This window comes from Chryseobacterium carnipullorum (assembly GCF_900142785.1).
Classification (GTDB): domain Bacteria; phylum Bacteroidota; class Bacteroidia; order Flavobacteriales; family Weeksellaceae; genus Chryseobacterium; species Chryseobacterium carnipullorum.
The window spans coordinates 173592-197747 of the sequence record NZ_FRCD01000012.1 but is presented as its reverse complement, the minus strand read 5'-3'; the positions used below and the strand labels follow the sequence as shown (position 1 = coordinate 197747).

Here is a 24156-nt window from a genome sequence, read left to right as displayed (position 1 = left end):
ATTGTTTGGATTCTGATAATAGCCTGCCAATAGCCTGTTGGTGCTGTCGTACGCATATCCATATCTCTTGGGGGTCAGAGATGGGTTTACGCCTACTGTTTCTATCGCTCTCCAGTCTATTTCCGTAATACTGCCGTTATATTTCGGACTTACATTTTTCCCTGGAAACTGAACAGTATCGGGATTATCAATACCCTCTTTTTGGCTGTACCTGATTCTGTACGCAAATAATTTCCCTCCAAGATCAGCAAGCCCCATCTGGTTTTTATTAATATCCGTCGTCCAGCCCCTGATATTGTAGGCATAGTCTATACTTTGAAGATTGTTTCCTACCTTCTTATTGATAAGCTGTGAAAGCTCGTTGTAGGTATTTTCCGTCAGCAGGACTTCCGGTTTATCATCCACCTGGTGATAATGCTGTTTTAGTCTTTTTTGAGCATCGTATACAAAACGTTCTTTAATGGTAACTCCCGGTTCATTCGCTTTTCTGGCGTGGTAAACATAGGTTTTTTGTGTTGTTCCTGAAAAATCAAGCTCAGCCTCCGTTTTAGTATATCCACCCAAATGATTTTTACCATACGTTCCAATCACTCTTCCCAGTGTATCATACCAGATAAAAGCAGATGTCCAGCTGTCATTTTCAATATTTTTGGTATAGCTTGCTGTTGGAAGTGTTTTTGTACTTCTTACAGACGATAGTCCATTGGAAACAATCGTTGTCGGTACAGATACAAGTGTTGTCTGATTTTGTATCTGTGATGGCTGCGAAGGAGACCCCGTAGGATATTCATCATAATAATTAACACTTAACAGGGTCATGCTTCCTGTCGGGAAAGCGGTTTTTGTATAGTACACATCAATTCCGTTGAGGGTAAATGGTGCTGTACTTGGAGTTTCATTATTATTGGCATTGGCAGACATATTGTTGAGTGCGGTCTGCATTGCCGCTCTTTCTGCTGTATTGGCAAAAAATCCAGTATAAACAACTCTTCCAAATTTGTCGTATTTGGTAAACAACCATCCTCTTTTTGTAAAGTTGTTGGTTGTAGTTCTCAGGTTGGCATCTTGTGAAAGTACAGCGCGGCCCTGCTTATCATATACCAGATATTCCCATCCTTTTCCGGGAATTTTCTTTTCTGCAACTCTGTTGTATTTATCGTATTTATACTGATAACAAAGCTGGTCTAATACAGTAGAGGTTAAAGTGGAAACGGAGGCTTTAGGAGGGATTACATAAGCAATATCATTAAATTCATTATAGACATAATAAGTATCCAGATTTTCGGTGGCTCCGTTTGTTTTTTTATTGATTTTACGAACTAAGAGAGTCTGTTTTTTAGAGTTGATAAAGGTGTGGATTTCATTGTTATCTTCATCTTTTGTAACCATCTTGTACAATGTATTGGCATTGTAATAGCCATTCGTTGTATACGCATCACCTGGTGCCGGAGCAATGGAAATATCATTGATCTGCGAGGAAGAATTCCATGTTGTGGTGACCTTATATCTTTTGACTTCACCCGCTTCATTAGAAAGGTATTCCATCTTTTGGGTATGGCTGCCGCTCATCTGCCAGTCTGATCCGGGAGCTGCCGATTTCTCAATCCTGCCCAAAGGCGATTTTTCGTAAAGAGTCTCCGAATAGGCATTAGCAGTCCCATAATACGTATTGACAGAGCTTTCTCCAATACCAGGAATAAAGGCTCCGTTTTGCGAGTCTACAGGTTGTGGAAGATAATCTTTCGTTTTTCTTCCTGATTGGTCATACACTACAGGAACAGCCAAATCTTTACCATTGGGCGATGCCTTTATAGCAATACTTTGGGTAGCCCTTCCCAGTCCGTCAAGATATTGAACTCCCTGAATCTGGGCTGCATTGGGCTGCTCTGAGGTAACAGGCTCCAGATAGGTCCTGCTGTATATATAATTTTCTGTTGGTGTTAAACTCTGTGCATGAAACAAAGCCACAACAAGAAAGGGTATGATAAATATAATTTTTTTCATAACTGATTGATTTTAATAAAAACTATGATTATAGCTGTGGTTTTGTATTGTACTTATAATCCTTAATGATATTTCCGTTAACATCAACTACTGCACTCAACTTTCCGTTTTTATCGTATTTGTATATTTCTCTTAGTCCGGTTGGATGTGTTACGGTTGTTGCACCCACCAAAGGATCATAGGTATATGTAGTAATCACAGCATTCTTCAATGCAGAATTGGTTCTGAACATATCTAATGCACCAATAAGAGCAGTTTCTGTCGAAGCATCTACATCTGCATTAGATTTTAGAATAATATCGTCTGCCAGATTTCCAATATCTGAAAGTTTCATCCCTTCAATCTTTGCTATCGGAAGGCTTTGATTATACCCCCAGATTATTACCGTTGGAATTCCGCCTCCCGTTGCAGCATCATAATTGGATGTAAATTGTCTGATATTTCCTTTGGAATCATAATCATCATACTTTACAGCTGTCTTCATACTATTATCATTAGGATTAACAGAAATTACCGTAGAAGGATACAAATTGTTAGAATTTTCATATTTGACCTTCGTTGCAGAAACCAATTTTCCATTATTCTTTATCTCTGTTTTTACAGGAACACCATTCATATTGGCAGTCTCTAAATTTTGATAGCCAGATAAACCTGTAGAGTAGGTAACTGTTCTTTCAGAAACATTTCCGTCTGATGAGGTTTCCTTAACAGAAGCTACTTTGAAGTTGACAGGATTAAATTCTGTCTCCACCTTACTTTCTACAAACCGGTTAGTTCCTGTATAATCCTTAGTAGTAACTTTTGTACTTTTCATAAAGGCCTTTTTGGTAACTCCACCCTCAACAGGTACTTCCGGCATTTGGTTTAATGTTTCAAAAGTGAAGTCATAATGAACGGCAGACACCAATTGATTTTGTGCGTTAAAAACCTCTTTTTTATCCATTACCCCGGTTTTGGTCAAATTATAATAAGGCCAGAAGTTTGTGCTACTGCCGTTATAAGTGTAAGGCGTTTTTGGATAATCATCAGGGTTTTTGAAATAATAATTAACGTATCCGTTGTCACTGTCATTGGTAACTTTTACATTTTTATAAAGTACTGTTGGGGAATATGAGACTGATAAACTTTCCATTTCTGGATAAAAACGATAGCCACTTACGCTGTTGGGATCACCAAATACATTATAATCATAGGCGACAGTTTTCTTAGCCACATAGTCTGCCTCAGAGTTGTAATATTTAACATTCTTAATACGGATTCCCAGTTTTTTATCGTTGCTTACCGCATTTTTATAAGGAAGTGGCTGGCTTCCTATATCTGATAGAGTAATCATCCCATGTCCTCCTGTTCCCGATATTTTAATGGTGTGGGTTCCGGGCATCAGGGATAATGTTTTAAATGACCATGTTCTGCCTTCCAATGCCTCATCATTATAGCTGTAGCACGTATTGGCAAGGTAAGGATCGTTATCTATTGTGTAATCAACGAAAGATTGAGGGTCCACAGTTGCAAAAGAAGGATAGTATTTATCTGCGTCGAAATCTACATATATTTTCTTGAGTTTATTAGGTTCTCCCGTCACCTGAAAAGTATAGGTTTGAGAAACATGGGTATCAAAAGGTACTCCTGCAAAAGTTTGGATAAACTGAACTTCCGGATCTGAAAAATATTCAGGCGTTACATAATCAGGCGTATTTTTATTGACATAATATTGGTTCGCTTCAAAATTATATTCAACCATTCCTCCTGTTAGCAGAATAACTTTGTGTAATGTTCCGACAGAACTTACTGTTGAATTTTGAGGATCAGCAGAACAAGCCCTGTCTCCCGAGCCATTACTGAAATAGTAATCTGTGTATAATAATTTGGTAGTTTCCAACGGACTTCCTGTAGGGTTTGATAAATTAATCTTATTAATTTTAATCAACTTTCTTGTATATCCCTGATTTATACCGTCAGAGTAGATCAACCCGTATTGTGAAATGACCCCGGCGTTATTATTTTTAAGTGAAACTTTTGTAATGCTGTAAGGGTCATTCATAGTGCCTTCCAACGTGGCGTCATAGTGATAATCAATACCGATGGAACCTGTTTCCGGAGATACAATGGTCTTTAATTTACAGGATTGATATAATATCTCGCTTGTATTAGGCTTGTTTTTATTTTCTTTTTGGTACGTAAAACTTAAAAGTTCTACATTATTTGCATTTTTAATTTGTGTCAGATAAAATGCAGATTTAAACAATGTCCCTGAAGTAAGGGGATGAGTGTAATTTCTAGCCTGGCTATAATCGTTAAAAATATATTTATAACCATTATCATCTGTTATCGTAAAAGAATTGGCAATCAGGGTGGCAGTATTACTGTCTCTTGTGTACTCAATTTTGATATTATTGGGGGTAAGATTTACAACTTGAAAGGTATTGGCATCTGTATTTCTTTCAATTTTGAATTTTCCGGATATGCCGGGTAAATTGTAATAATAGATGTCATCAAATTTATTTTTTTTGTAACCGATAAATCCCGCATCATCATATCTTTCATCCAATTCATCAACAACTTCTCGTGATATGATACCTCCTGCAAATATGGACCAGCCTATTCCTACTTCACTTCCGGCTTCTGTTTCATTCATATTTAACGGATGATACTGTAGTGATAGATTAGCGGCAATATTTTTATCATGGCTTGACAATCCAAATAAAGGAAATTTAATGTCAGGAACACCTGTTGCAAGAGATACCGGAGCCTCGGTGTACGTGGCTAAAGAGGAAACGGAAGGTACGGGTCTTGGTAAATCTCCAAAATTAATATCTGAGACGGGTTGCTGCTGTGCCAAAACAGGTATAGGCGCAATCCCTGCTATTATGCTTAATAGCGTAATAAGTTTTTTCATTTGTGTTTATTTTTTAATCAGTTTTGCATTGGCAGTTTTACCTGCATCAGTTTTCACAACGACCAGATAAGCCCCTTGAATCAAATTCTGAGTATTGATCTTGGTTACTTTGTTCTTCGTTTTCACAGTCTGCAACTGTCTTCCTCCCATATCATAAAGAATAATATCAGCTTCTTTAAAATCATACCCTATTTCCACATAAGCATAATCTGATACTGGGTTCGGATAGATTTTAATATCTTGCTTTTCAATCAACTGATCTAGTTGTTTATCTCCAAGCTTCACAATTTTCCAGTTCTCTTTTCCAAGCTCTTCAGCACTGGTTCCTGCCAGAATAATGGAGCCATCCCTGTTCAGTTTTATATCTGAAAGTCTCTCTTCTCTCTTTCTGGATTCACCTTTCACATGTTTGCGCCACTGTTCATTTCCGTCCTGATTCAAATACAGCATCCAGAACGTTTCGTCATCGGCTTCAATTCTTCCTTCGGCCTGCGTATAACCGCCCAACAAAATTCCTTTTGAAGATTTATCATCTGCTGAATGAAGTACGCTCATCCCCATAAGGATATCCCTATTTTTGAAATTGAAGGATTTCTGCCATAGCTCATCCCCTCTTTCATTTAAAGAGATCAACCATAGATCTGTTCCTTCTTCAATACCCACGGTTTTATTTCCTGATCTTTCTGAACGACTTTCGCCACCAATGATATAGCCAGTCGAAATCAAAGCAAGAGTTTTCAAATGGTCATCTGCTTTTCCACCAAAGTTCTTTTCCCATTCCACTTTTCCAGATTTGTCCAGCTTGATGATCCAATAGTCTCCTTCGCCAAAGTTTTCGGTTTTCTTTGAACCGCCCAAGTTGCTTCTGGAATAGATCCCTAACAAGGCACCTCCATCTTTAGTAGGAATCAGCTTTTCTACTTCATCAAGCCCCTTTCCTCCTAAAACAGACTGAGAGAGTTCTTTTCCGTCTTTGTCCAGTTTTACAATCAGAACATCTTTGGAACCGTAACCTTTAGCTGAATTCTGAACATTTCCAGCTACAAAAAAACCAAGGTCTGTTGTCTGAATAACAGATCTTGCTTCTTCATCAGAAGAGGTACCCAAGGTTTTCTGCCAAAGTTCATCTCCAAATTCGTTGATTCTGATCAGCCAGATATCCGATCCGCCTTTGGAATCCTCTTTTTTATCAAGACCTTTTCCGGAGTAGGTGGTGCCTGCAAGTAAATTCCCTCCGTCCTGCGTAGCAACGGTTGCAGAGAGATAATCATGATTTTGTCCTGAGAAATATTTTTCCCAGACCTGTTCGCCCTGCTGATTGAGTTTAATTAAGTGAAAATCATAACCATTATTTTGCTTATTGCCTCCAGCCTGAAGCTTAATGCTTTGAATACTGCTTCCCGTAATCAGATATTGCTGATCAATGGTTGTAGTCACCTGGCTTAGGAAATCCTGAGTAGAAGATTGGATATCTTTCTGCCACAATACTTCCTGGGCAGACAGCCCCAGAATAGTGCATAAGGTATACGCACCAGAGTAGAATTTCTTTATCTATTTGTGTATTTAAGTTAATGTTAGTTTTTATATAATTACAGAGCAAAATTAACAATTATTAACACATCTGCAAGTCGCGGATATAAGGTTTAATATGAATTTTATCACCTTATTGTGTATAAAGGTTTCCATTACTTTCTTACCGCAAATATAAATCCGCACAGCGACAGAAGATGTCGTATTATATTCCACCTGTAACTTTTTTATTGAGGTCAAAAATATAATGATTTACGATATTATCATTACGGAATACCATAACTACTTTAAATACAAACTGAGGTAACAGAAACTGATCTAAAAATTCAAAAAAAATACCCCCAAATAATTGGAGGTAAGGTATTGAAACGATGCATCTTTTTTACATCACATTTTTTTAAGTAATCTTTTCTGGCTCTGGTATTTTTCATTCAGGGCCTTGAGCTGATCTCTCTTCATTTTTTTAGTGGCAAGCGGATGATTCATAATTAGTCTTTTTTCTGTGTTGTATCTTTTATCCAGCTCACGCGACTTCATATTAATCATTTCAGTTTTAGACGGAGGTGCAGGCGGTCTCTTTTGCGCTTGAACACTCATTGATAAGCCTATTAGCAGTACTGTTGATATAAAAAAGGTTCTCATAACATTTACTTTTTTTGAATAATTATAAAAGATCAATATTGATCATCCAATTCATTTAGATTTAAAGCAAATATTACATATATCATACCATAATTTCAATTATCCTTTCATTTAATTGATATTGAAATCTTTAAATATTTCTTTTTATACGCTGGGGAAACATGACAACTGACTAATACGGTGATCCGTAAAAAATCATTCAACCTCAATATTCTGCTTTAACGTCAAATTTTTCGAAGAATTTCCAATCATAATCCTGTACATTCCTTTTTCTACGGTCCAATTCATGTTCTCATCTAAAAACTGAAGCTCTCTTACCGGAACTTCAAGGGTAACATATTTTGATTCCCCGGGATTTACATCCACTTTTTTAAAACCTTTCAGTTCGATGATCGGTCTTGATACGGAGGCCAGAAGATCTTTTACATACAATTGCACAACCTCGCTTCCTGCTGTTGATCCTGTATTTCGGACAAGAACCTTCGCGGTGATTGTTTCATTTTCTGAATACTTTGTTTTATTTAACTGCAGATCTTCGATCTCAAAAGTAGTATAACTGAGTCCAAAACCAAAAGGATACAGAGGCTCTCCACTCAGATCATAGTAATCATTTCCTCTTCCTGTCGGATGATGGTTATAGGTTAAAGGCAACTGTCCTTCTTCAGCCGGAAAAGTGACGGGAAGTTTACCGGATGGATTTTCTGTCCCAAACAGTACTTTTGCTACGGCATTTCCACCTTCTTCTCCAGGATACCAGATCTCTAAAATAGCACCTACCTGATCTTTCCAGGGAGTGGTTTTGATAGCAGATCCACCCACCAGTACTACGGTAACCGGCTTATTTAATTTTGAAACTTCCTGAATGAATTTCTCCTGATTACCGGGAAGACTCAGTGAAGAACGGTCCTGAAACTCTCCTTCATGGATTCCTGCCGCAATGATGATATGATCTGCCTTTTCTGCCATTTTCAGAGCATCGTCAAAATCTTTCTGGTGATGATCTATACCATAATTCCAGATCAGTTCGATATTGGCTTCTCCCCTGTTTTCACGGAACTCAATAGCAATATCATATTCCTGATCTTTCACAAAATCTACTGCTGTTGTTTTTGTTGAATATCCCAGTTTTTCCCATTGATCAATCATCAGTTTTCCATTTAAAAACAGCCTGAAACCGTCATTTCCCCGCAGCCCCAACTGATATTTTCCATGATCAGGACCTTTCAGTTTTCCTGTCCAGCGGATACTGTAATTATCGGATGGCAGTTTTTCAGGATCTGGCGAATACAGCGTCCACTTGAAATTCACTTCTTCATCCTGTCTTTCAAAAGCGGGACTGCCATTTAAGGTGCTGTTGGAAAAATAATGTCCTTGTAATCCTTTTTTATTTTCAAAAGATAAAAGGTTGGCAGAAACTGTTTTAAACTCTTTGATATCCCACGTAATGCCTTTTGCATAAAGGATTTCAATATTTTTATCCTTGGCGAAGTTTTTCATGCCCTGCAAAATACTCACCTTATTATTACCCGGTCCGGAATAACCTCCCAGTCTTGCATCAGCGGCATCGGTTCCAATCACTACTATTTTTTTTGCCGTGGAAGCTATGGGCAATGTCTTGTTATTATTCTGTAAAAGAACAAAAGACTCCACCGCAGATTTTTCTGCCAATGGCTTGTGACTGATCTTTTTTAATTCGCGGATATCTTTGTCAGAAACATAAGGGTTTTCAAACAATCCCAGTTCAAATTTTGCTCTGAGCACTCTTGTCACGGCATCATCTATCCTTTCCTTTGAAATTCTTCCGTCTAAAAACGGAGGGATAAACAAGGTATAGTGTTTGTATTCTGTCTGAAATATAACATCCAGTCCGGCATTGATGGCCTGTGCAGAAGCATCATCATAATTTTTAGCCGTAAAATGCAGCACATTGGCTCCTCCTACAGCACTGGCATCACTGATCACAAATCCTTTGAAGTTCCATTCCTTTTTTAATTTTTCTGTAAGTAGCCAATGATTGGCAGTTGAAGGTCTTCCGTCAAGCAAATTATAGGAAGTCATCACCGATCTGCTTTTTCCTGCTGTAAAAGCTTTTTGAAAAGGAATGAGGTGTGTTTCTTCGAGGTATCTTTTGCTCCAATGGATGGGATAGGAATCTCTTCCGCCCTCTCCTACATTCGCTAAAAAGTGTTTCGGAGTGGTAATGATTCCCTGATCTTCGAAAGAACTCACGAAATTAACGCCCATCACGGAGGTTAAAAAAGGGTCTTCCCCATAGGTTTCCTCTGTTCGTCCCCATCTGACATCACTGGCAAGATTCACCACGGGGGTCAGGATCTGCCTGATTCCTCTGAGTCTGGATTCTTTTGCAATGGCTGAAGATACATCTTTCATCAGATCCGGATTGAATGAGGCTGCTAATCCGATAGCCTGCGGAAAGGCGGTAGCGCCCTCGCGCATTAATCCGTGCAAAGCTTCATCAAAAGGGATGATGGGAATTCCCAATCTGGATTCTTCTATGAAATATTTCTGGATGGCATTGATCTTTTTTACCAGTCTTTCAGCGTCTTCGCCAGCATTATATTTCAACATCTGCCCTGCTGCACCTCCGCCCTGATTTCCGGCACTCACCTGTAATCCGAAAATCCCATGTCCGTACTGGTCTTTGGGAACGTTATCCAAATCTCCCGGAATCATAAAACACTGCCAGAATTTTTCTTCAGGAGTCATCCTCTTCAACAGGTCCTGAACCCTGACTTCAATAGGTTGCTTTGGGTCTTTATATAAAGGTTTTTGTGCTTGCGCAGGTATAAATCCTGAACTTAATGACGCTATGATGACCGTGATTTTAATACAGTTCAGTTTCATGATCTGGTCATTTGAATTACAGTGGCATACTTCAGTTTTGTTCTTTCCTCAGGAAGCTTTATTTCTATTGTTTTTCCAATCTGTTTCCACTTTACTTTTGAGGATAACCCAGGAATTCTCATCGATTTCGTTTTGAAATGATCAGGAATTGTGAACCTTAGGACCGATGGAGCCGTATAGTCTGTCTGGCCATCAATATGAAAAACATTCAGCGTTTTACCGTCTTTGGCCTGCGTATAATAAAAATTTCCGTCGTGATAAGGGCCTGCACTTCTCGTTGCAAAGACCGCCGATTGATTTTTTTCCATCCAACCTGAAATTTCTTTTAATCTTTCATAAACCACCGGATCATAGTCACCATTCGGCCCCGGGGCAATATTCATGAGGTAGTTTCCGCCTCTTGAAATAATTTTGATAAGTGTTTCAATGATCTTTTGGGAAGATTTGTAGTTGTCATTGGGAACGTAGGAAAAGGAATCTCCCATGGTGATGCAGCTTTCCCACGGAATCGACAGAGTGTGTTCCGGAACCGCCTGTTCGGGAGTTACATAATTCTCCCATTTCCCGGGCACCGTACGGTCTACCACAATGATTCCAGGCTGATTTTTTCTGGCCATGGTTCCTATTTTATCCATCTCAATATCCTGCTCTACTTTGATGGTTCTCTGCCATTCTACAGAAGGATCGATGGTTTTGAAAGGACGTACCCAGCCTCCATCCAGCCACAGAATATCAATTTTCCCATAATTGGAAGTGATCTCGTTCAGCTGATTAAATGTGAATTTTTTAAAGTTTTCCCATCTTTCCGGATATTTTTTCGGATCGTAATTAACGTTTCTGTCTTTGGGTGGAAAGTAGGGCCACCAGTAATTTTCAGAATGCCAGTCAGGTTTTGAAAAGTAGGCCCCGATCTTAAATCCTTCTTTTCTGAAGGTATTGAAAATTTCTTTCGTAACATCAGCTTTAGGATTTTTTGAAAAAGGTGTTTTGGGAGAGGTAATTTTATAGTCAGATTCTTTAGTGTCAAACATCGTAAAACCATCATGATGCTTTGTGGTAAACACTACGTACTTCATACCTGCCTTTTTTGCAGCATCTGCCCATTTTTGGGGATTAAAATCTACAGGATTGAAACTGGTCTGAAGGTTTTCATAATTCTTCACATACTCATCGTAAGATTTTCCATGTTCCGGTTTTCTTTGGGTCCAGGATTCATCTTCCGGACAAAGGCTCCAGCTTTCTACAATTCCCCACTGGCTGTAGGTTCCCCAATGCATAAACAGTCCGAATTTCAGATCCTGCCACTGTTCCAGATTCTGAACGACCTGTGGATCATCGGGCTTTTGATAACCTGCGGACACCTTATGCGCCTGCGAAAAAAAGGCTGAGGAAATGAAAAAGGAGGACAGGAAAAGGGTTTTTGTTTTCTGTTTAATGAGCATAGAAGGTTAGTTTTGGCTAATTTACTCATCCTTTCTTTAATCAGCAAACCTTAATTTTTCAGCAAAGCACTCAATGCGTTATCCAGATCAGAGTACAAAAACCGGAACCCGTTTTTGATGAGTTTTCCGGGATATACATTTCTGCTTTTAAGTAGAAGTTCAGTTTCTGTATTCAGAAATAATGAAGCTATTTCCAGCTGCCAGACCGGAGCGTTTAATCCAAAAGGAACCTTCAGTTGTTTTCTCATTTTTTTCATGAGATCTTCGTTTGAAACTGGATTTGGAGCCGTTATATTGACCGGTCCTGACATCTTTTCATTGTTGATGATCCATTCAATGGCTTTGCAGAAATCATCAATATGAATCCAGCTTACTTTTTGCTGCCCTTGACCTTGTTTTCCACCTAACCCTAATTTTGTGATCGTTCGGAGTTTCGGAAAAGCACCGCCGTTATTTCCCAAAACGATAGACGTTCTTAAGGCTACTTTTCTGACTTTTTCATTTTTGATCTTAAAAAATTCATTTTCCCAGCTTTTGCAGATATTCATTGAAAAATCGTCGCCAATAATTCCTGATTCTTCCGTATTCAGCTGTGTTTCTGAATGAACATAAATAGTTGCTGAAGCCGCATTCAGCCAGACTTTGGGTTTGACAGAACATTGATCAACCGCCTGCTGAAGAACTTTTGTACTGTCGATTCTTGAAGTATAAATTTCTTTTTTATTGGTTTCATTGTATCTGCAGTCTACAGATTTTCCTGTGAGATTGATCAGAGCATCACATCCTTCAATGGCACTTTTCCATTCTCCCAAGGTACGGGCATCCCAATATATATCATGATCCCGCTTGGGTTTTCTTGTTAAAATGTAAACCTGCGCGTCTTTTTGCTTAAAATATTGTTCCAGGCTTTCCCCCAGAAACCCGGTTCCTCCGGCGATTATTATTTTCATTGCGTTGTACGTTTTGAGTGATGATATTGATTGAGATGATACGGATGAGTCAAAAAACTTTTACATCTTATGTGGTTTCAGAAAAATTACAGAATATATTTTTTGGTTTTCACTTCAATTTCGGAGCCTTCTGCCAGCATTACTGAGACAGGACTTTGCTCATTCAGGAAGGCAAATTCTTTTCCGTAGAGCGCACTGAATTCTATATCCAGCTGATAATGTTTAACCGGATAATACTCCCATTTGGGATGACAGACTTCATATTCTGACGTTTTGTTTTCTCTTTTGGTAAACCCAAAATAATGTTCGGTAATAAATTCAAATTCTGAATCCGTTTCCATTGGCAAAGCAGCAGTATCAGCCGTGATTTGAATCGAATGCCAGCTTTTATCTTTCCATGAATATTTTACGGTCAGTTCGTCATCATTAACATCTATCTGATTATTCATCGGCATTGTTTTATAATTCTCTTTATAAAAGGAGTTGGCGACGAAGCTGAGTGCATATTTTGGAACGATCTCTTTGATGAAAACCACGCCTCTTTTCCATCCATATTTTTCTTTCTTTTTAACGTAAAATCTCAGGTTTACTTCTTCAAAATTCCGGTGAAAAGGAATAGAAACGCCCAATAACCGGGTATTTAAGAACATAAATCCAACGAGGCTTACGTAACACTTTCCCAGGTAAAAATCAAGTTCAGTGCCTTCCGGAAGATATTTTTCCAGAATATGAGGATCTATTTCATAATTGATAATCGCCAGTTTTCGCCATTCGGCTTTCAGGAAGTTCATTTTTGTTGGGTTTTAGGGTCATTTTCCGGGTTCGTGATGCAGAGTTTGGGTTTATTCCACTTTAATTATGAGCTTCTGCAGTTTCCTTAATTAATTCGTTTCGTTCTAATAAAAACCTTCTCATATAGGATTTAAGAAAAATATGATTAAAAAATCTTCCGAGTATTCCAAGAGGAGATTCAAATTCAAAAATATCAATCATCACGGTGCTGTTATTTTTCTTTTCAAAAATATGCTGATGTTTCATGGTCTTAAAAGCTCCTTTAAGCATGATATCGGTGAATTGAGATGGTTTTTCCATGCTTATGATTTTTGTGGTCAGGGTCTGTTCAACGCCTAAATGTCTGGCTCTCCAGGTGACCGTTTCATTTTTCTCAATAAGGCCCGATGTCCTTCCTGCCACTGCTTTTTCATTCGTTTTCCTTGTTGATTTCTGATGCAGATTGATATCTCTTGCCAGGTCAAAAACTTTGTGGATATCTGCGTTGATGTGGGTTTCTAAATAAATTGTAGCCATTGTTTGTTGTTTCTTGGTTCGGATATGGGATGAAGAGTTCAGGCGTTTGAAATACGAAGATTTGTTCAGTCCATTCCAGTCTATGATCTGATGTATTTTCTCTTGTCTCTTGTCTCTTTTATCTTTACTCTTTACTTTCTACTCCAAAATCTCCACAAAAACCATCAGTGCGACTCCTGTTTTCAGTTTTTTAAAAACTAAGCCAAATAATAAATGCCAAAGCGGTTATTCTGAAAAGGGTCCATGATAGGGTAGGAAGATAGTTCAATTTTAGGAGTTTACAACGTCTTATATGTTCCAGAAACATAATCAGCACTACCATTCCGAAATAGATGATATAAAAAACGGGAGTAAAATTCGTTAATAAAGCAGGAATCAGAAGTATTGTTCCGATCAGAGAGACCGTCATCATATTTCCAAGATAGTTCCAGATCTTGTCTTTTAAATAAGCTTTTAGAAATACAACCTGCCAAATAATCTGGCCAATGCATACTGCAAATTCTCTCCAAAAATTATAACTTCCATTAACTCCTAGTTTCCCGGAAAAAACACTTAGCACATAGGCTGATAAAATGACTACCCATGCTATATAAGTGATCCTGTATCTGAGATTAAAATCCGGCACACAAGCTTCTTCCCGATGATCATTTCCTGAAGGAATAATTTGTTTTCTGTTGTAGGAAATAAATGAATAAAGCTTCTTAAAAAACCAGTATAAAGGTTGTATTCTGGCTATTTTTTCCAGGAAAGGAAAGGAATTTCCAATGATAAGAAGAAGGCTGTCTAATCCGTACACCACTTTATTTCTGCGATGATCGATCAACGCAATTTCATTCTTTGCACGGGTAGAATCGATGATGGATTTATGGGCTGCAGATATTTCTGTAAAGGCTTCTCTTCCATTGTCATCAAGCATTCCGCATCGGGTAAAAGCTTTTGAATAGATCGTGCACATCGGACATTCATTGTCGTAGATCAGGGTGTGATTTTTCAGGGTTTTCATTTGTAGTTTGTATTAGATTTAACTTTTGATAATCGTTATAGCAGATGATATAATATGAGATGGCAAGAACCGGCGTTCCAAATAACCCAAAGCATAAAATACCGTATCCGAAATTGATACTATAATCATTTTTGAGAGGCAATGCGGAAAGAAGAAACAACGACAGCAAACTCAACATAAAAATCATACTGATCCAGTAGTAGACCGTAAACCAGATGGTTTTAATGTACTGTTTTGAAAAAAATCTTTTATTTGAGCTGATGATATGATTGAGAGCGATTAAAAAATAGATAACGGCTGATATAAAAGATCCAAAAACCCAAATGTCAAGGACTAAAAAAATAAAGAATAAGGAAAATAATATAGACTGAAGGTTATAATCTGTTTTGATAAAGTTTTTCATAGCGATCTGTTTTAAAGGTTCAGAAAGTCTCCTCTTGTTCTTTTATTCTGATAAAATTTGAATGTAAAGTACATCCAGATTTTAAAGATGATTGTTTTCATTTTCGATGAGTTTTTCTTTATTCATTGCATGTTTACGACCTTTCAGGAAAAGCAGTAAGTTAAAAAGCATCATAATTCCGAGGTAAATGGAAAAGCCGCCGATTTTTTTGCTAAGCGCAACCACCAGTCTCTCTATGGTTTCAATCTGGAAAAATTCAATAATGCACAAAGCGAATCCGATATTCAGGAGATAAAAACCAATCTTAAATAGAGAATTCGTTGCCAACGCAATATCTTTTTTCTGATGAAAGATATCAATCATGAACGTTTTTGAATTTTTGAACAGAAACTGGGATACCAGCACGGTCATAGCAATGACAATAGGTAAATAAATCATGTACGCTGAAAAATTGTACGTCGTGGTGAGAACTGTTGTGGTCATAGCGGTATTATTTTAATGTTAATTTGTTCCTTAAAACATAAAGGGTGAAAATGTTCATATAATGCAGTACACAGAGAATCAAAGCGATATATCCGATGCGGACCACAGTAACTGCAATGATTTCCTCCATAGAACTGACGCGGTCCCAAAATGCGAGGTTTACCGCAATATATCCCAGGTTCAGCAGATAGTAGCATCCGAGAAGAATCCTGTTGATGGTAAGACACATCTCCTGGTCATGAAGAAGATACTCCAGATAAGACTTTCCGGCCTGAAAGCATCTTCTTCCCACATCGATGGTAATGTAAGAGCTAACGGTAAGAAAAATGATGTATGAAACTATATTAAACATCTTGTAAATATTATATTTTCAGTAATTTTTGAAAATTAAATTCAAATAAAAAAGGAATTGAATCCTCTTTTATTTAAGCAGGTTGGTAATCTTTCCTACCAGCCAGTGATCATCGCTCTTAATGGCCAGATCCATAATATTATTGATTTTCCCGGTCACTGAACTGAAATCCTGCATCAGTTTAATGAACTCTTTGGCTTCCTCCGAATCATGATCTTCAATATTTTTCAGTTCTTCCAGAAAAGCAATGACAGGTTCTATTTCTCTTTTTCTTCGTTCTTTTGTGATCTGCTTAAAGAGATACCAGACATCTTTTTCGGCAATGAAATATTCTTTTCTATCGCCTTTTATAAATTCTTTTTTTACAATGCCCCAATCGATCAGGGCCCGTATATTCATATTGGCATTTCCTCTGGAAATTTCCAGCTGTTCCATCACCTCATCCGTAGAAAGCGGTTTACCACTCGCCAGAAGCAGTGCATGAACCTGCGCCATTGTACGGTTGATTCCCCAGTTGGTAGCGAATGTCCCCCATGTCTGGATGTACTTTTCTTTTGCTTCTGAAAGTTTCATTGATTACTCTTTTTTATTTCTGTAACAAATGTAATTATATTTTTTGAATTTTCAATAATTTTTGAAAGTTTATTTTAAATGATATTGATTAGTCTTTTCATGATCTTTCTTTCCTATCGTAAAAACGCTTTTTACTTCCGGTCTTCTGATTATGATATTTTTTAAATTTTCCCTCATTGACGAAAAATAAAATATCCTTTTTTTGTTGTTTATTAAACTCTTTTTACTTTCATAATGAAGCCATCCTTTAATATTATTTATACAAAAGAATTAATAACTGTATTTGCTGTAATCTCTAAAAATCAGGAAACGAAAACCGATACAATTATGGCATAAAAAATGATGGATTTATCCCCAATACAATTATTGAAAAAAATGGACGCACAATTAGAACAGCACATTATAGAAGTGTTTCAAAATCAGAAAAAATTCTTTGCAACACATCAAACAAAATCAATTGATTTCAGGATCAAACAACTGGAAAATTTCAAAAAAGTATTTGTTGCCCATACAGATGATCTTTGTGAGGCTTTATTTACGGATTTAGGAAAAAGCAGACAGGAAGCGGAATATGCCGAAATAAAGTTGGTAGTAGATGAATTGGACTACTGTTTATCCCATCTTGAAGATTGGGCAAAACCTGTAGAATTGCCTCCCGTTAAGCATTCTTCCGGAAGTGACATGATCAGTAAAATTACATTTCAACCCTATGGTGTTAATTACATCGTAGGTCCTTTCAATTATCCGGTCCAATTGACGTTCAGCCCTCTTGTGGGAGCCCTGATCGCTGGAAACACAGCGATCATCAAGCCATCGGAAAATACACCTAATGTAGCCCAGGTGATCGAAAAAATTGTACAGGAGGCCTTTCAGCAGGAGTATGTAAACGTTATCCAGGGAGCGATTGAAGAAAACACCCTTTTACTAAGTCTGGATTTAGATTATATTTTCTTCACAGGAAGCCCTAATGTAGGAAAGATTGTGATGAAAGCTGCCGCCGAAAAGCTGATTCCTCTTACCCTGGAATTGGGAGGCAAATCCCCTACGATTGTCCATAAAGATGCAGACCTGGATAAAACAGTACAAAGAATTGCCAGAGGAAAATGGATGAACTGCGGACAGACCTGTGTAGCTCCGGATTATATTTATGTACATGAGTCTGTCAAAGATGAGTTGATTCTACGGTTTAAAGCTTATCTGGATAAGACCTATCCGGATTCTTCGCTGGGCAAGATCGGAAAAATTGTATCTCAGCAGCAGGTTAAACATTTGGCAGGCTATTTAAGTGCTGCGGAAGATAAAGTAGTCTACGGAGGAAAATACGATGTGGAAAGCCGTCATTTTGAAGCAACCTTAATGGATCATGTGAACTGGGATGACGCGGTGATGCAGCAGGAAATATTTGGCCCGATTCTTCCTTTTTTGACCTATACAGATATTAATGTTGTTTTGGATGAAATTAATTCGAGACCCAAACCATTAGCTTTATATATATTCTCAGAAGACAGCCGTTTCGCTGAAGATGTATTGAACAGGACGACCAGTGGTGATGCTGAAATCAACAGTACCCTGATTCATGTCGGTGCTCATTTCCTTCCTTTTGGAGGTGTAGGAACATCGGGTATGGGAAAATACCATGGGAAATTCAGTTTTGAAACATTCAGCCATACGAGATCTGTACTGGAATTAAAATAAAAAAGAAATCACTTTAAGAGATACCCCATTCAAATTCTGTCAACAGACAGATCTATTTGAATGGGGTATCTATTTTATAATTAAGAGTAAGCTTTAGTCATTAATTCGGTAGTTTTGGCGGTACAGGTCTCGTTGTTCTTGTACTTAATGTACCCAGAAAAGCTTCCAGCTGTGCAATTTCCTCTTTGGTAAGATCCAGAAGTTTCAGCATTTCTGATTTTTGAGAATGCAGGGTAATACCTTCATGAACGGTGGATCTTTTCTTAGGAGGTTCCGGGTTTCCACTGTTGTAGAAAGTGAGTATATCAGTCAACGTACTAAAGGCTCCATTATGCATCCATGGCCCGGTTCTGGTAATCTCTCTTAAGGACGGAACTCTGAATTTCCCTGCATCTGCCGGATCTTTTGTGACCAGATATCTTCCCAAGTCTTCCTGTTTTGATCCTAATAAAGCGGTTCCGTCATTTTCAAACTGATTGTTTGAAAAATATCCGGAATTATGACAATTCATACATTGGGCCTTTGTGCGGAAAAGGTGAAGTCCCATCACTTCATTATCTGTAAAAAGGTCTTTTTGTCCATCGATAAATTTGTCGAATCTGCTGGGTGGACTTACTACTGTTCTCTCAAAAGTGGAGATGGCTTTTGCGATTCTCTCTTTCGTTACCCTGCTGTCACCGAAAGCTTTTTCAAAAAGGATTTCGTAGCCTTTTATTTTTGCAATTTTATCTGTGGCAATATCAATATGCTCGTGCATTTCTTTCTGGTCTTCTATGGGCATTCTCGACTGTTCTTCCAGTGATTCTGCTCTGCCGTCCCAAAATAAAGATTGGGCGTAGGCGATATTCAAGATCGTCATTGCGTTTCTGGATCCCAGCTGGCGATCATGTCCGAACGAAAAAGTTTTATTATCTGTCCATCCCAGCTCAGGGTCATGGCATGACGCACAAGCAATCTGGCTGGAGCCTGACAATCTTGGATCATAAAAAAGGGTTCTGCCAAGCGCTGATTTATCCTCAGAATAAGGATTGTCTGCAGGAAACTCCACTTTTGGCAAATGCCCGATTTCAGTAAAAACAGGTTTTGAAGGATCCAGGACAGGTTTAGGCCAGGATGAAGCATCACCAGATGAATACAGTTGTCTGAGCTGGTCAACAAAAGACTGCTTTTTACTGATCTCCTGGTACGTTTTGCGTTCAAGGCAGTTATTTAATAATGAAATGGTTAAAAATAAAACCAAAACCCAGCTTACCGCATTCTTCATTTTCTTGATAATTTTCGGCAAAAATAACCATTCTGAAATGAGATATGGCTGCCCTATTGACTAATTTTGTTTATTCTACTTTAAAACAAAGAAACTTAAAGAGAAACCTGTTATCGTCCAGATCAGGATTTCTCTCTTGAACACATGGACTGCTTTGACATGCCCACTCTTTTATTTTATTTACAACCGGTGAAGCTCAAATTTAGTATCCTTCATTTTGCTGCATACCGGTATTCACATTAATGGTTGCCTGTGGAATAGGAACCACAAACTTATTGTTCGGATAAGTGGGACTGCAACTGGTGGAGATACATCCGTTATTTCTTACAATATTTTTATGATTTCGCATCAGGTCAAAGAAGTACTGGTTTTCAAATGGAAACTCTTTTCTTTTCTCTTCCAGCAAAACATCAAGCGTGATGGCAGATAACGAACCTAATCCTGCTCTGTTTCTTATGGTATTCACATCACTTAAAGCCTGAGCAGAATTTCCCAAATGAAGAGCCGCTTCCGCCCTGATGAAATAAAGAAGGCTTAAACGATAGATTAAACTGGTCGTGGTGCCTTTGTACTTTTTGGTAAAGCGATAGGGAAGATTAGATGAGCCTGTAGTAAGATTGGTCTTTATATTTTGTGTTTCAAAAAGGCTTCTCCGGTTATCGCTGGCAGCATACAAATTATAGAGATCATCTGTTGCTACGTAATTCGATCTTTGTGCGTCACTCTTATAACTGTATACAGCATACGCCGGAAATTCATTGGTACTGGTATTCTCTATTTCAAAAATAGACTCAGAAAATGCCCAGTTGCCCGCCACTTCACCGGCAGAAGTAAGGCTAAGTCCTGAACCGTTAATAGCGTCGGTACTATAGTCGTATGCTTTTTGCCAGTCGTTTTTCCATAAGGATATTTCGGCAGCCAATGTTTTTGCAGCTGTTGCATTCATAAAGTTTTTCTTTACTCCGGCAGGAATCGCATGGTTAGGCTGAAAATAAGCAATGGCCTCAGCAATATCATTTTCAAGTAACGCAAAGGTTTCTGCAGACGTTTTCCGGACGGGATAGTCGATGCCTACTTTGAGAGGTGCTGTATTGTAAGCAATTCCTAAATGGGAAGCATCGGAAGTATAGGTATAATTTTGCGCATAATATTTATACAGCTGAAAATGCACAAAAGCCCTTAAGGATAATGCCTCCGCCTTGATTTCACTGATCTCTGAAGCGGTTGCATCAGGAAGCTGATCTGCATACTGAAGAATCAGATTAACATTATTGATGATCTGATAACTGTCGGAGTAAAAAGATTCAAGATCACTGCTCGTTTTCAGATCATCAAAATGATAAATTCCGTCTACCGAAGTTGCAACAGTCACTGCTCCCGATGTTCTTGGTGAAAATTTTAAATTTCCGGATAAAAGATCGCCGTAGGTAAAAACGGCTTCCTTAAAGTAATTTGAACGCAACTGATAATAGGCTCCGTTCAGAGATTCAAGAATCCCTTGCTTATTACTTAGCTGATCTTTGATAGAAATAGCTTCTACAGGCTCCTGTACCAGAAAATCACTGCAAGACATTGTAGAAAGTAAATAAATTGATAGCAATACTATTTTTTTCATGAGGGTGAAGATTAAAAATTAGCCTTAAATCCAAAACTGAAGGTTCTCATTTCAGGATACATATACCTGAATTCCCGTATTCCGTTTCTGCCTTCAGGCGATTTTTGTTTATACCAGTACAGCACATTGGTACAGTCGATAAAAATACTTGCATTTTTAATGAATCTGTTTCTGATTGTGCTTAATGGCAACTGATAATTCAGGTTAATGTTCTGAAGTTTTACGTACGTATTATCGTAAATAAATTTTGTGCTGTTGGGGATCACCCTGTTATTACTCTTAGGAATATGGTTCACCGCATTGGTGTCTCCGGGGCCCGTCCAGTAGTCAAGGGCATTGACACTCATATTTCGGTTCAGAAGAATTCTATGCTGATCAATGATCTCATCTTCTACGAGAATATCTCCCCCAATTTCAAAATTGATCAGAAATGATAAACTTATATTTTTATAAGTCATCGTATTGCTGAAACCTCCCGTAAGATCCGGCTGAGAATTGCCTATAATGGAATAAGTATCAGCACTTGCCGTAAACTGATTGGCATCTGTAGGCTTTCCGTTTACCATAAAGATATCCTGTCCATTGGCCGGATTAATTCCCAGCCACTCATACCCCCAGATCGCGGAGGTTGAAACGCCCACTTTCTGAGCTCTGGCAATGGAAGCAACAGAGAAATCGTCTCCAAAACCCTGTATTTCAGTTACACGGTTTTTTACACTTGAAATGTTAAATGAAGTCGTCCACCGGAAGTTTTTCCTGTTGAACCAGTTTCCACGCATGGAAAATTCAATCCCCTGATTGTACATGGAAGAACCGTTGATCTCTGCTGAAGAATAGCCTGTTTCCAGAGGTACTTCCCTGCTCGTAATCATATCAGATATATTGTTTCTGAAAACTTCTACTGTAAAGTCGATTTTTTTTTTAAAGCTGAAATCCAGTCCCAGATTCCATTTTTCGTTTTTTTCCCAGGATAATCTTGCATTCGGAGGTGCAGAATTATTTGGGTATGAATAATCGAAATCATATATAAAACCGGATTGATAGACATTATAAAGCCCCGAAGAGCGGTAGCTTCCTATTCTGGAATTTCCGGTAACACCCCATGAAGAACGAAGTCTCAGGAAGCTTAACCATGAACTATCTGTTAGTAAATTTTCTTTTGAGATCAGCCATGAAGCGCCGATTCCTCCATTTAATGAAGCATTGGTGTCAGGCCCGAAAGTAGAGCTTTCATCTCTTCTGATGCTGGCAGACAAAAAGTATTTCTTGTTGTAGTCGTAGTTAAACTGCCCAAAAATACTTCTCCCGCTATTGATCTGGGTAAGTGTTTTATAAGTATAGCTTCCAATACTGTTCCATGGATATTGATAATTGGTATAATTGTAAAAATTGCTGCTGTTATGTACTTCTTTAAAGTCTTTATTATGTCTTAGCTCTATACCTAACAGAAAATCAGTATGATGTTTAGGTGTAAAATCTTTTTCATACAGCGCCTGCATACTCCAGTTCCACTTTAAGGCATCAGATTTATTCAATCTGCTTCTTCCGTTAATATTATTTCCAATACCGCTTTGATTCACTCCGGATTTCCAATCTATATTTTCTTTTTCTGAAAAATCCATTCCGAATAATGTACTTACTTTTAGTCCCTTTGCCAGTTCGTAGCTCGCATTGAGACTTGAAAGCAGTGAATTATTATCAACATTGATCATATTCTGATTGGCCGCAGCTAAAGGATTAGGAATACCGTTGTTTCCTGATAAGGCATAATCACCGTTTGGACCATAAATAGCTCTGTCCGGAGCCAGTATAAAGTTAAAATAAGTATTAGGCTGCTGTTTATAGAAGTTGTTGTAGGCAGTATACAGACTGATATTCAATTTTTTATAATTAAATCCAATGGTTGCATCAATTCCCTTTTTTTCAAGAGAATTCATTACTTTTGATTCATTATTCTTAGAATAATCCAGTCCAACGCGGTAGGTTAAATATTTCCCCCCTCCACTCACGGTAAAGTTAGTTCTGAAGAAATCACCATTTGAATTCATGACATCAAACCAGTTTACATCCGTCCCGTTCCATGCATATCCAGGACTGGTAGCACTGTTATTTTTCAAATAGTCGTTATACAGCTTGGCATACTGCTGGCCATTCAGATATTTTATTTTATTAATGCTTTGGGATACTCCGAACTGAGAACTGATGCTATAACTGGGCTTTCCTTTTCGTCCTTTTTTAGTGGTAATCAGGATCACGCCATTCGCTGACTCAGCACCATAAAGCGATACTGCCGCGGCGTCTTTTAGAATATTAATACTCTCAATATTATCCGAATTAAATCTTGCCAGGGGGTTGATGTTCATCTCCGCATTGTTTCCTCCATCAAAAAAAGCATCCTGAAAAGGATTATCCTCTCTCATGATGATCCCATCAACCACAATGAGAGGCTGTGTAGAAGTCCCTAAAAAGCCACTGATAGGCACCATAGATCCAAGTCCACGAATGTTAATGCTTACAGGCTTCCCCAATTCCGGATTATTCACAATCTGTACTCCGGGAGTAAGCCCAATAATCATCTTATCAATACTTTCATAAGGCTGACTGGTGACGATATCCTTTTCTGTTAGGGTAACAATAGATCCTACCACTTCCTCTTTAAGCTTGTGGGTTCCGTAAGACGAAGTAATAATGACTTCTTCAATCATCTTTGAGTTCAAAGAATCCTGATCTTTCTTTTTTACAATTTGGGCTTTTACAGCAGTTACTCCACAAATAAGCAGTACGCTGGCAACAATTTTCTTCATTTTAACACTAGAAATGTAATCGATTAACCCATGCCTGGTGATCTGTATCAATAGAAAACAGGATTACCATTGGATTCTAAAACAAGCTGCCCATCATCATTTAGCTTATTTTGAATATCCAATCTCTACTCTCGTGTATCACGGCACAGTCAATGGCTGTTTTTAAATTATTTTATTTAGAATTAATAAAATTAAGGCGCAAAAGTAAGTAATTATTATTAAAAGAAACTAGTGCTTCATTCTGAATCAATATGATGTATGTCATGAATTAAGGGGTGATAAGATGAGGAATCAAAATCACATCAATTCTACGACATCACTCCTGCA

17 protein-coding genes are annotated in these 24156 nt (G+C 38.1%); 1 reads left to right on the top strand and 16 read right to left on the bottom strand.

Translation table 11 applies throughout. From position 1 onward, the window contains the following. The 13 genes from BUC06_RS14745 to BUC06_RS14680 all read right to left on the bottom strand — a co-directional run. Window positions 1-2004, bottom strand: a 2004-nt coding sequence (locus BUC06_RS14745; protein WP_228423765.1) for a DUF6443 domain-containing protein, incomplete at its 3' end; no start/stop codon positions are given. Between the two features lie 28 nt (window positions 2005-2032). Continuing rightward, complete coding sequence (locus tag BUC06_RS14740) at window positions 2033-4900, bottom strand: hypothetical protein (RefSeq protein WP_073334775.1); 2868 nt, start codon at window positions 4898-4900, stop codon at window positions 2033-2035. Window positions 4901-4906: 6 nt separating this feature from the next. Continuing rightward, window positions 4907-6385 (bottom strand): T9SS type A sorting domain-containing protein, encoded by a 1479-nt coding sequence (locus BUC06_RS14735; protein WP_228423763.1) that lies wholly within the window; start codon window positions 6383-6385, stop codon window positions 4907-4909. 432 nt (window positions 6386-6817) lie between these two features. Next, the gene (locus BUC06_RS14730; RefSeq protein WP_228423761.1) at window positions 6818-7027 is read right to left on the bottom strand and encodes a hypothetical protein; all 210 of its coding nucleotides are present in this window, start codon (window positions 7025-7027) and stop codon (window positions 6818-6820) included. A 240-nt stretch (window positions 7028-7267) separates the two neighbouring features. Next, on the bottom strand, window positions 7268-9937 hold the full coding sequence (locus tag BUC06_RS14725) for a beta-glucosidase (protein WP_073334773.1): 2670 nt from the start codon (window positions 9935-9937) through the stop codon (window positions 7268-7270). After that, on the bottom strand, window positions 9934-11379 hold the full coding sequence (locus BUC06_RS14720) for an alpha-L-fucosidase (protein WP_073334772.1): 1446 nt from the start codon (window positions 11377-11379) through the stop codon (window positions 9934-9936). The genes BUC06_RS14725 and BUC06_RS14720 overlap by 4 nt, the downstream gene beginning before the upstream one ends. A gap of 50 nt (window positions 11380-11429) precedes the next feature. After that, entirely contained in the window at window positions 11430-12329 is a 900-nt protein-coding gene (locus BUC06_RS14715) for a TIGR01777 family oxidoreductase (RefSeq protein WP_073334771.1), read from the bottom strand. Window positions 12330-12415: 86 nt separating this feature from the next. Then, complete coding sequence (locus BUC06_RS14710; RefSeq protein WP_073334770.1) at window positions 12416-13120, bottom strand: YqjF family protein; 705 nt, start codon at window positions 13118-13120, stop codon at window positions 12416-12418. Window positions 13121-13181: 61 nt separating this feature from the next. After that, complete coding sequence (locus BUC06_RS14705; RefSeq protein ID WP_073334769.1) at window positions 13182-13637, bottom strand: SRPBCC family protein; 456 nt, start codon at window positions 13635-13637, stop codon at window positions 13182-13184. A 190-nt stretch (window positions 13638-13827) separates the two neighbouring features. Further along, window positions 13828-14640: a DCC1-like thiol-disulfide oxidoreductase family protein gene (locus BUC06_RS14700; RefSeq protein ID WP_073334768.1), complete on the bottom strand. Its 813-nt coding sequence runs from the start codon at window positions 14638-14640 to the stop codon at window positions 13828-13830. Between the two features lie 484 nt (window positions 14641-15124). Next, on the bottom strand, window positions 15125-15526 hold the full coding sequence (locus BUC06_RS14690) for a hypothetical protein (protein ID WP_073334766.1): 402 nt from the start codon (window positions 15524-15526) through the stop codon (window positions 15125-15127). 7 nt (window positions 15527-15533) lie between these two features. Continuing rightward, a complete protein-coding gene (locus tag BUC06_RS14685) occupies window positions 15534-15878 on the bottom strand; it encodes a hypothetical protein (protein ID WP_073334765.1) in 345 nt (114 codons plus the stop codon). A gap of 69 nt (window positions 15879-15947) precedes the next feature. Then, window positions 15948-16451, bottom strand: a complete 504-nt coding sequence (locus tag BUC06_RS14680; RefSeq protein WP_073334764.1) for a GbsR/MarR family transcriptional regulator — start codon at window positions 16449-16451, stop codon at window positions 15948-15950. Between the two features lie 375 nt (window positions 16452-16826). Between BUC06_RS14680 and mdlD the strand changes: the two genes are divergently transcribed. Then, window positions 16827-18146: an NAD(P)-dependent benzaldehyde dehydrogenase MdlD gene (gene mdlD / locus BUC06_RS14675; protein ID WP_073334763.1), complete on the top strand. Its 1320-nt coding sequence runs from the start codon at window positions 16827-16829 to the stop codon at window positions 18144-18146. A 100-nt stretch (window positions 18147-18246) separates the two neighbouring features. Here mdlD and BUC06_RS14670 read toward each other — a convergent pair whose 3' ends face one another. The 3 genes from BUC06_RS14670 to BUC06_RS14660 form a co-directional block, all read right to left on the bottom strand. Then, a complete protein-coding gene (locus BUC06_RS14670; protein ID WP_073334762.1) occupies window positions 18247-19410 on the bottom strand; it encodes a cytochrome-c peroxidase in 1164 nt (387 codons plus the stop codon). Between the two features lie 202 nt (window positions 19411-19612). Next, window positions 19613-21025: a RagB/SusD family nutrient uptake outer membrane protein gene (locus BUC06_RS14665; RefSeq protein ID WP_073334761.1), complete on the bottom strand. Its 1413-nt coding sequence runs from the start codon at window positions 21023-21025 to the stop codon at window positions 19613-19615. 11 nt (window positions 21026-21036) lie between these two features. Continuing rightward, window positions 21037-23829, bottom strand: coding sequence for a SusC/RagA family TonB-linked outer membrane protein (locus BUC06_RS14660; protein ID WP_073334760.1), 2793 nt, complete (start codon window positions 23827-23829; stop codon window positions 21037-21039). Window positions 23830-24156 lie beyond the last annotated feature (327 nt).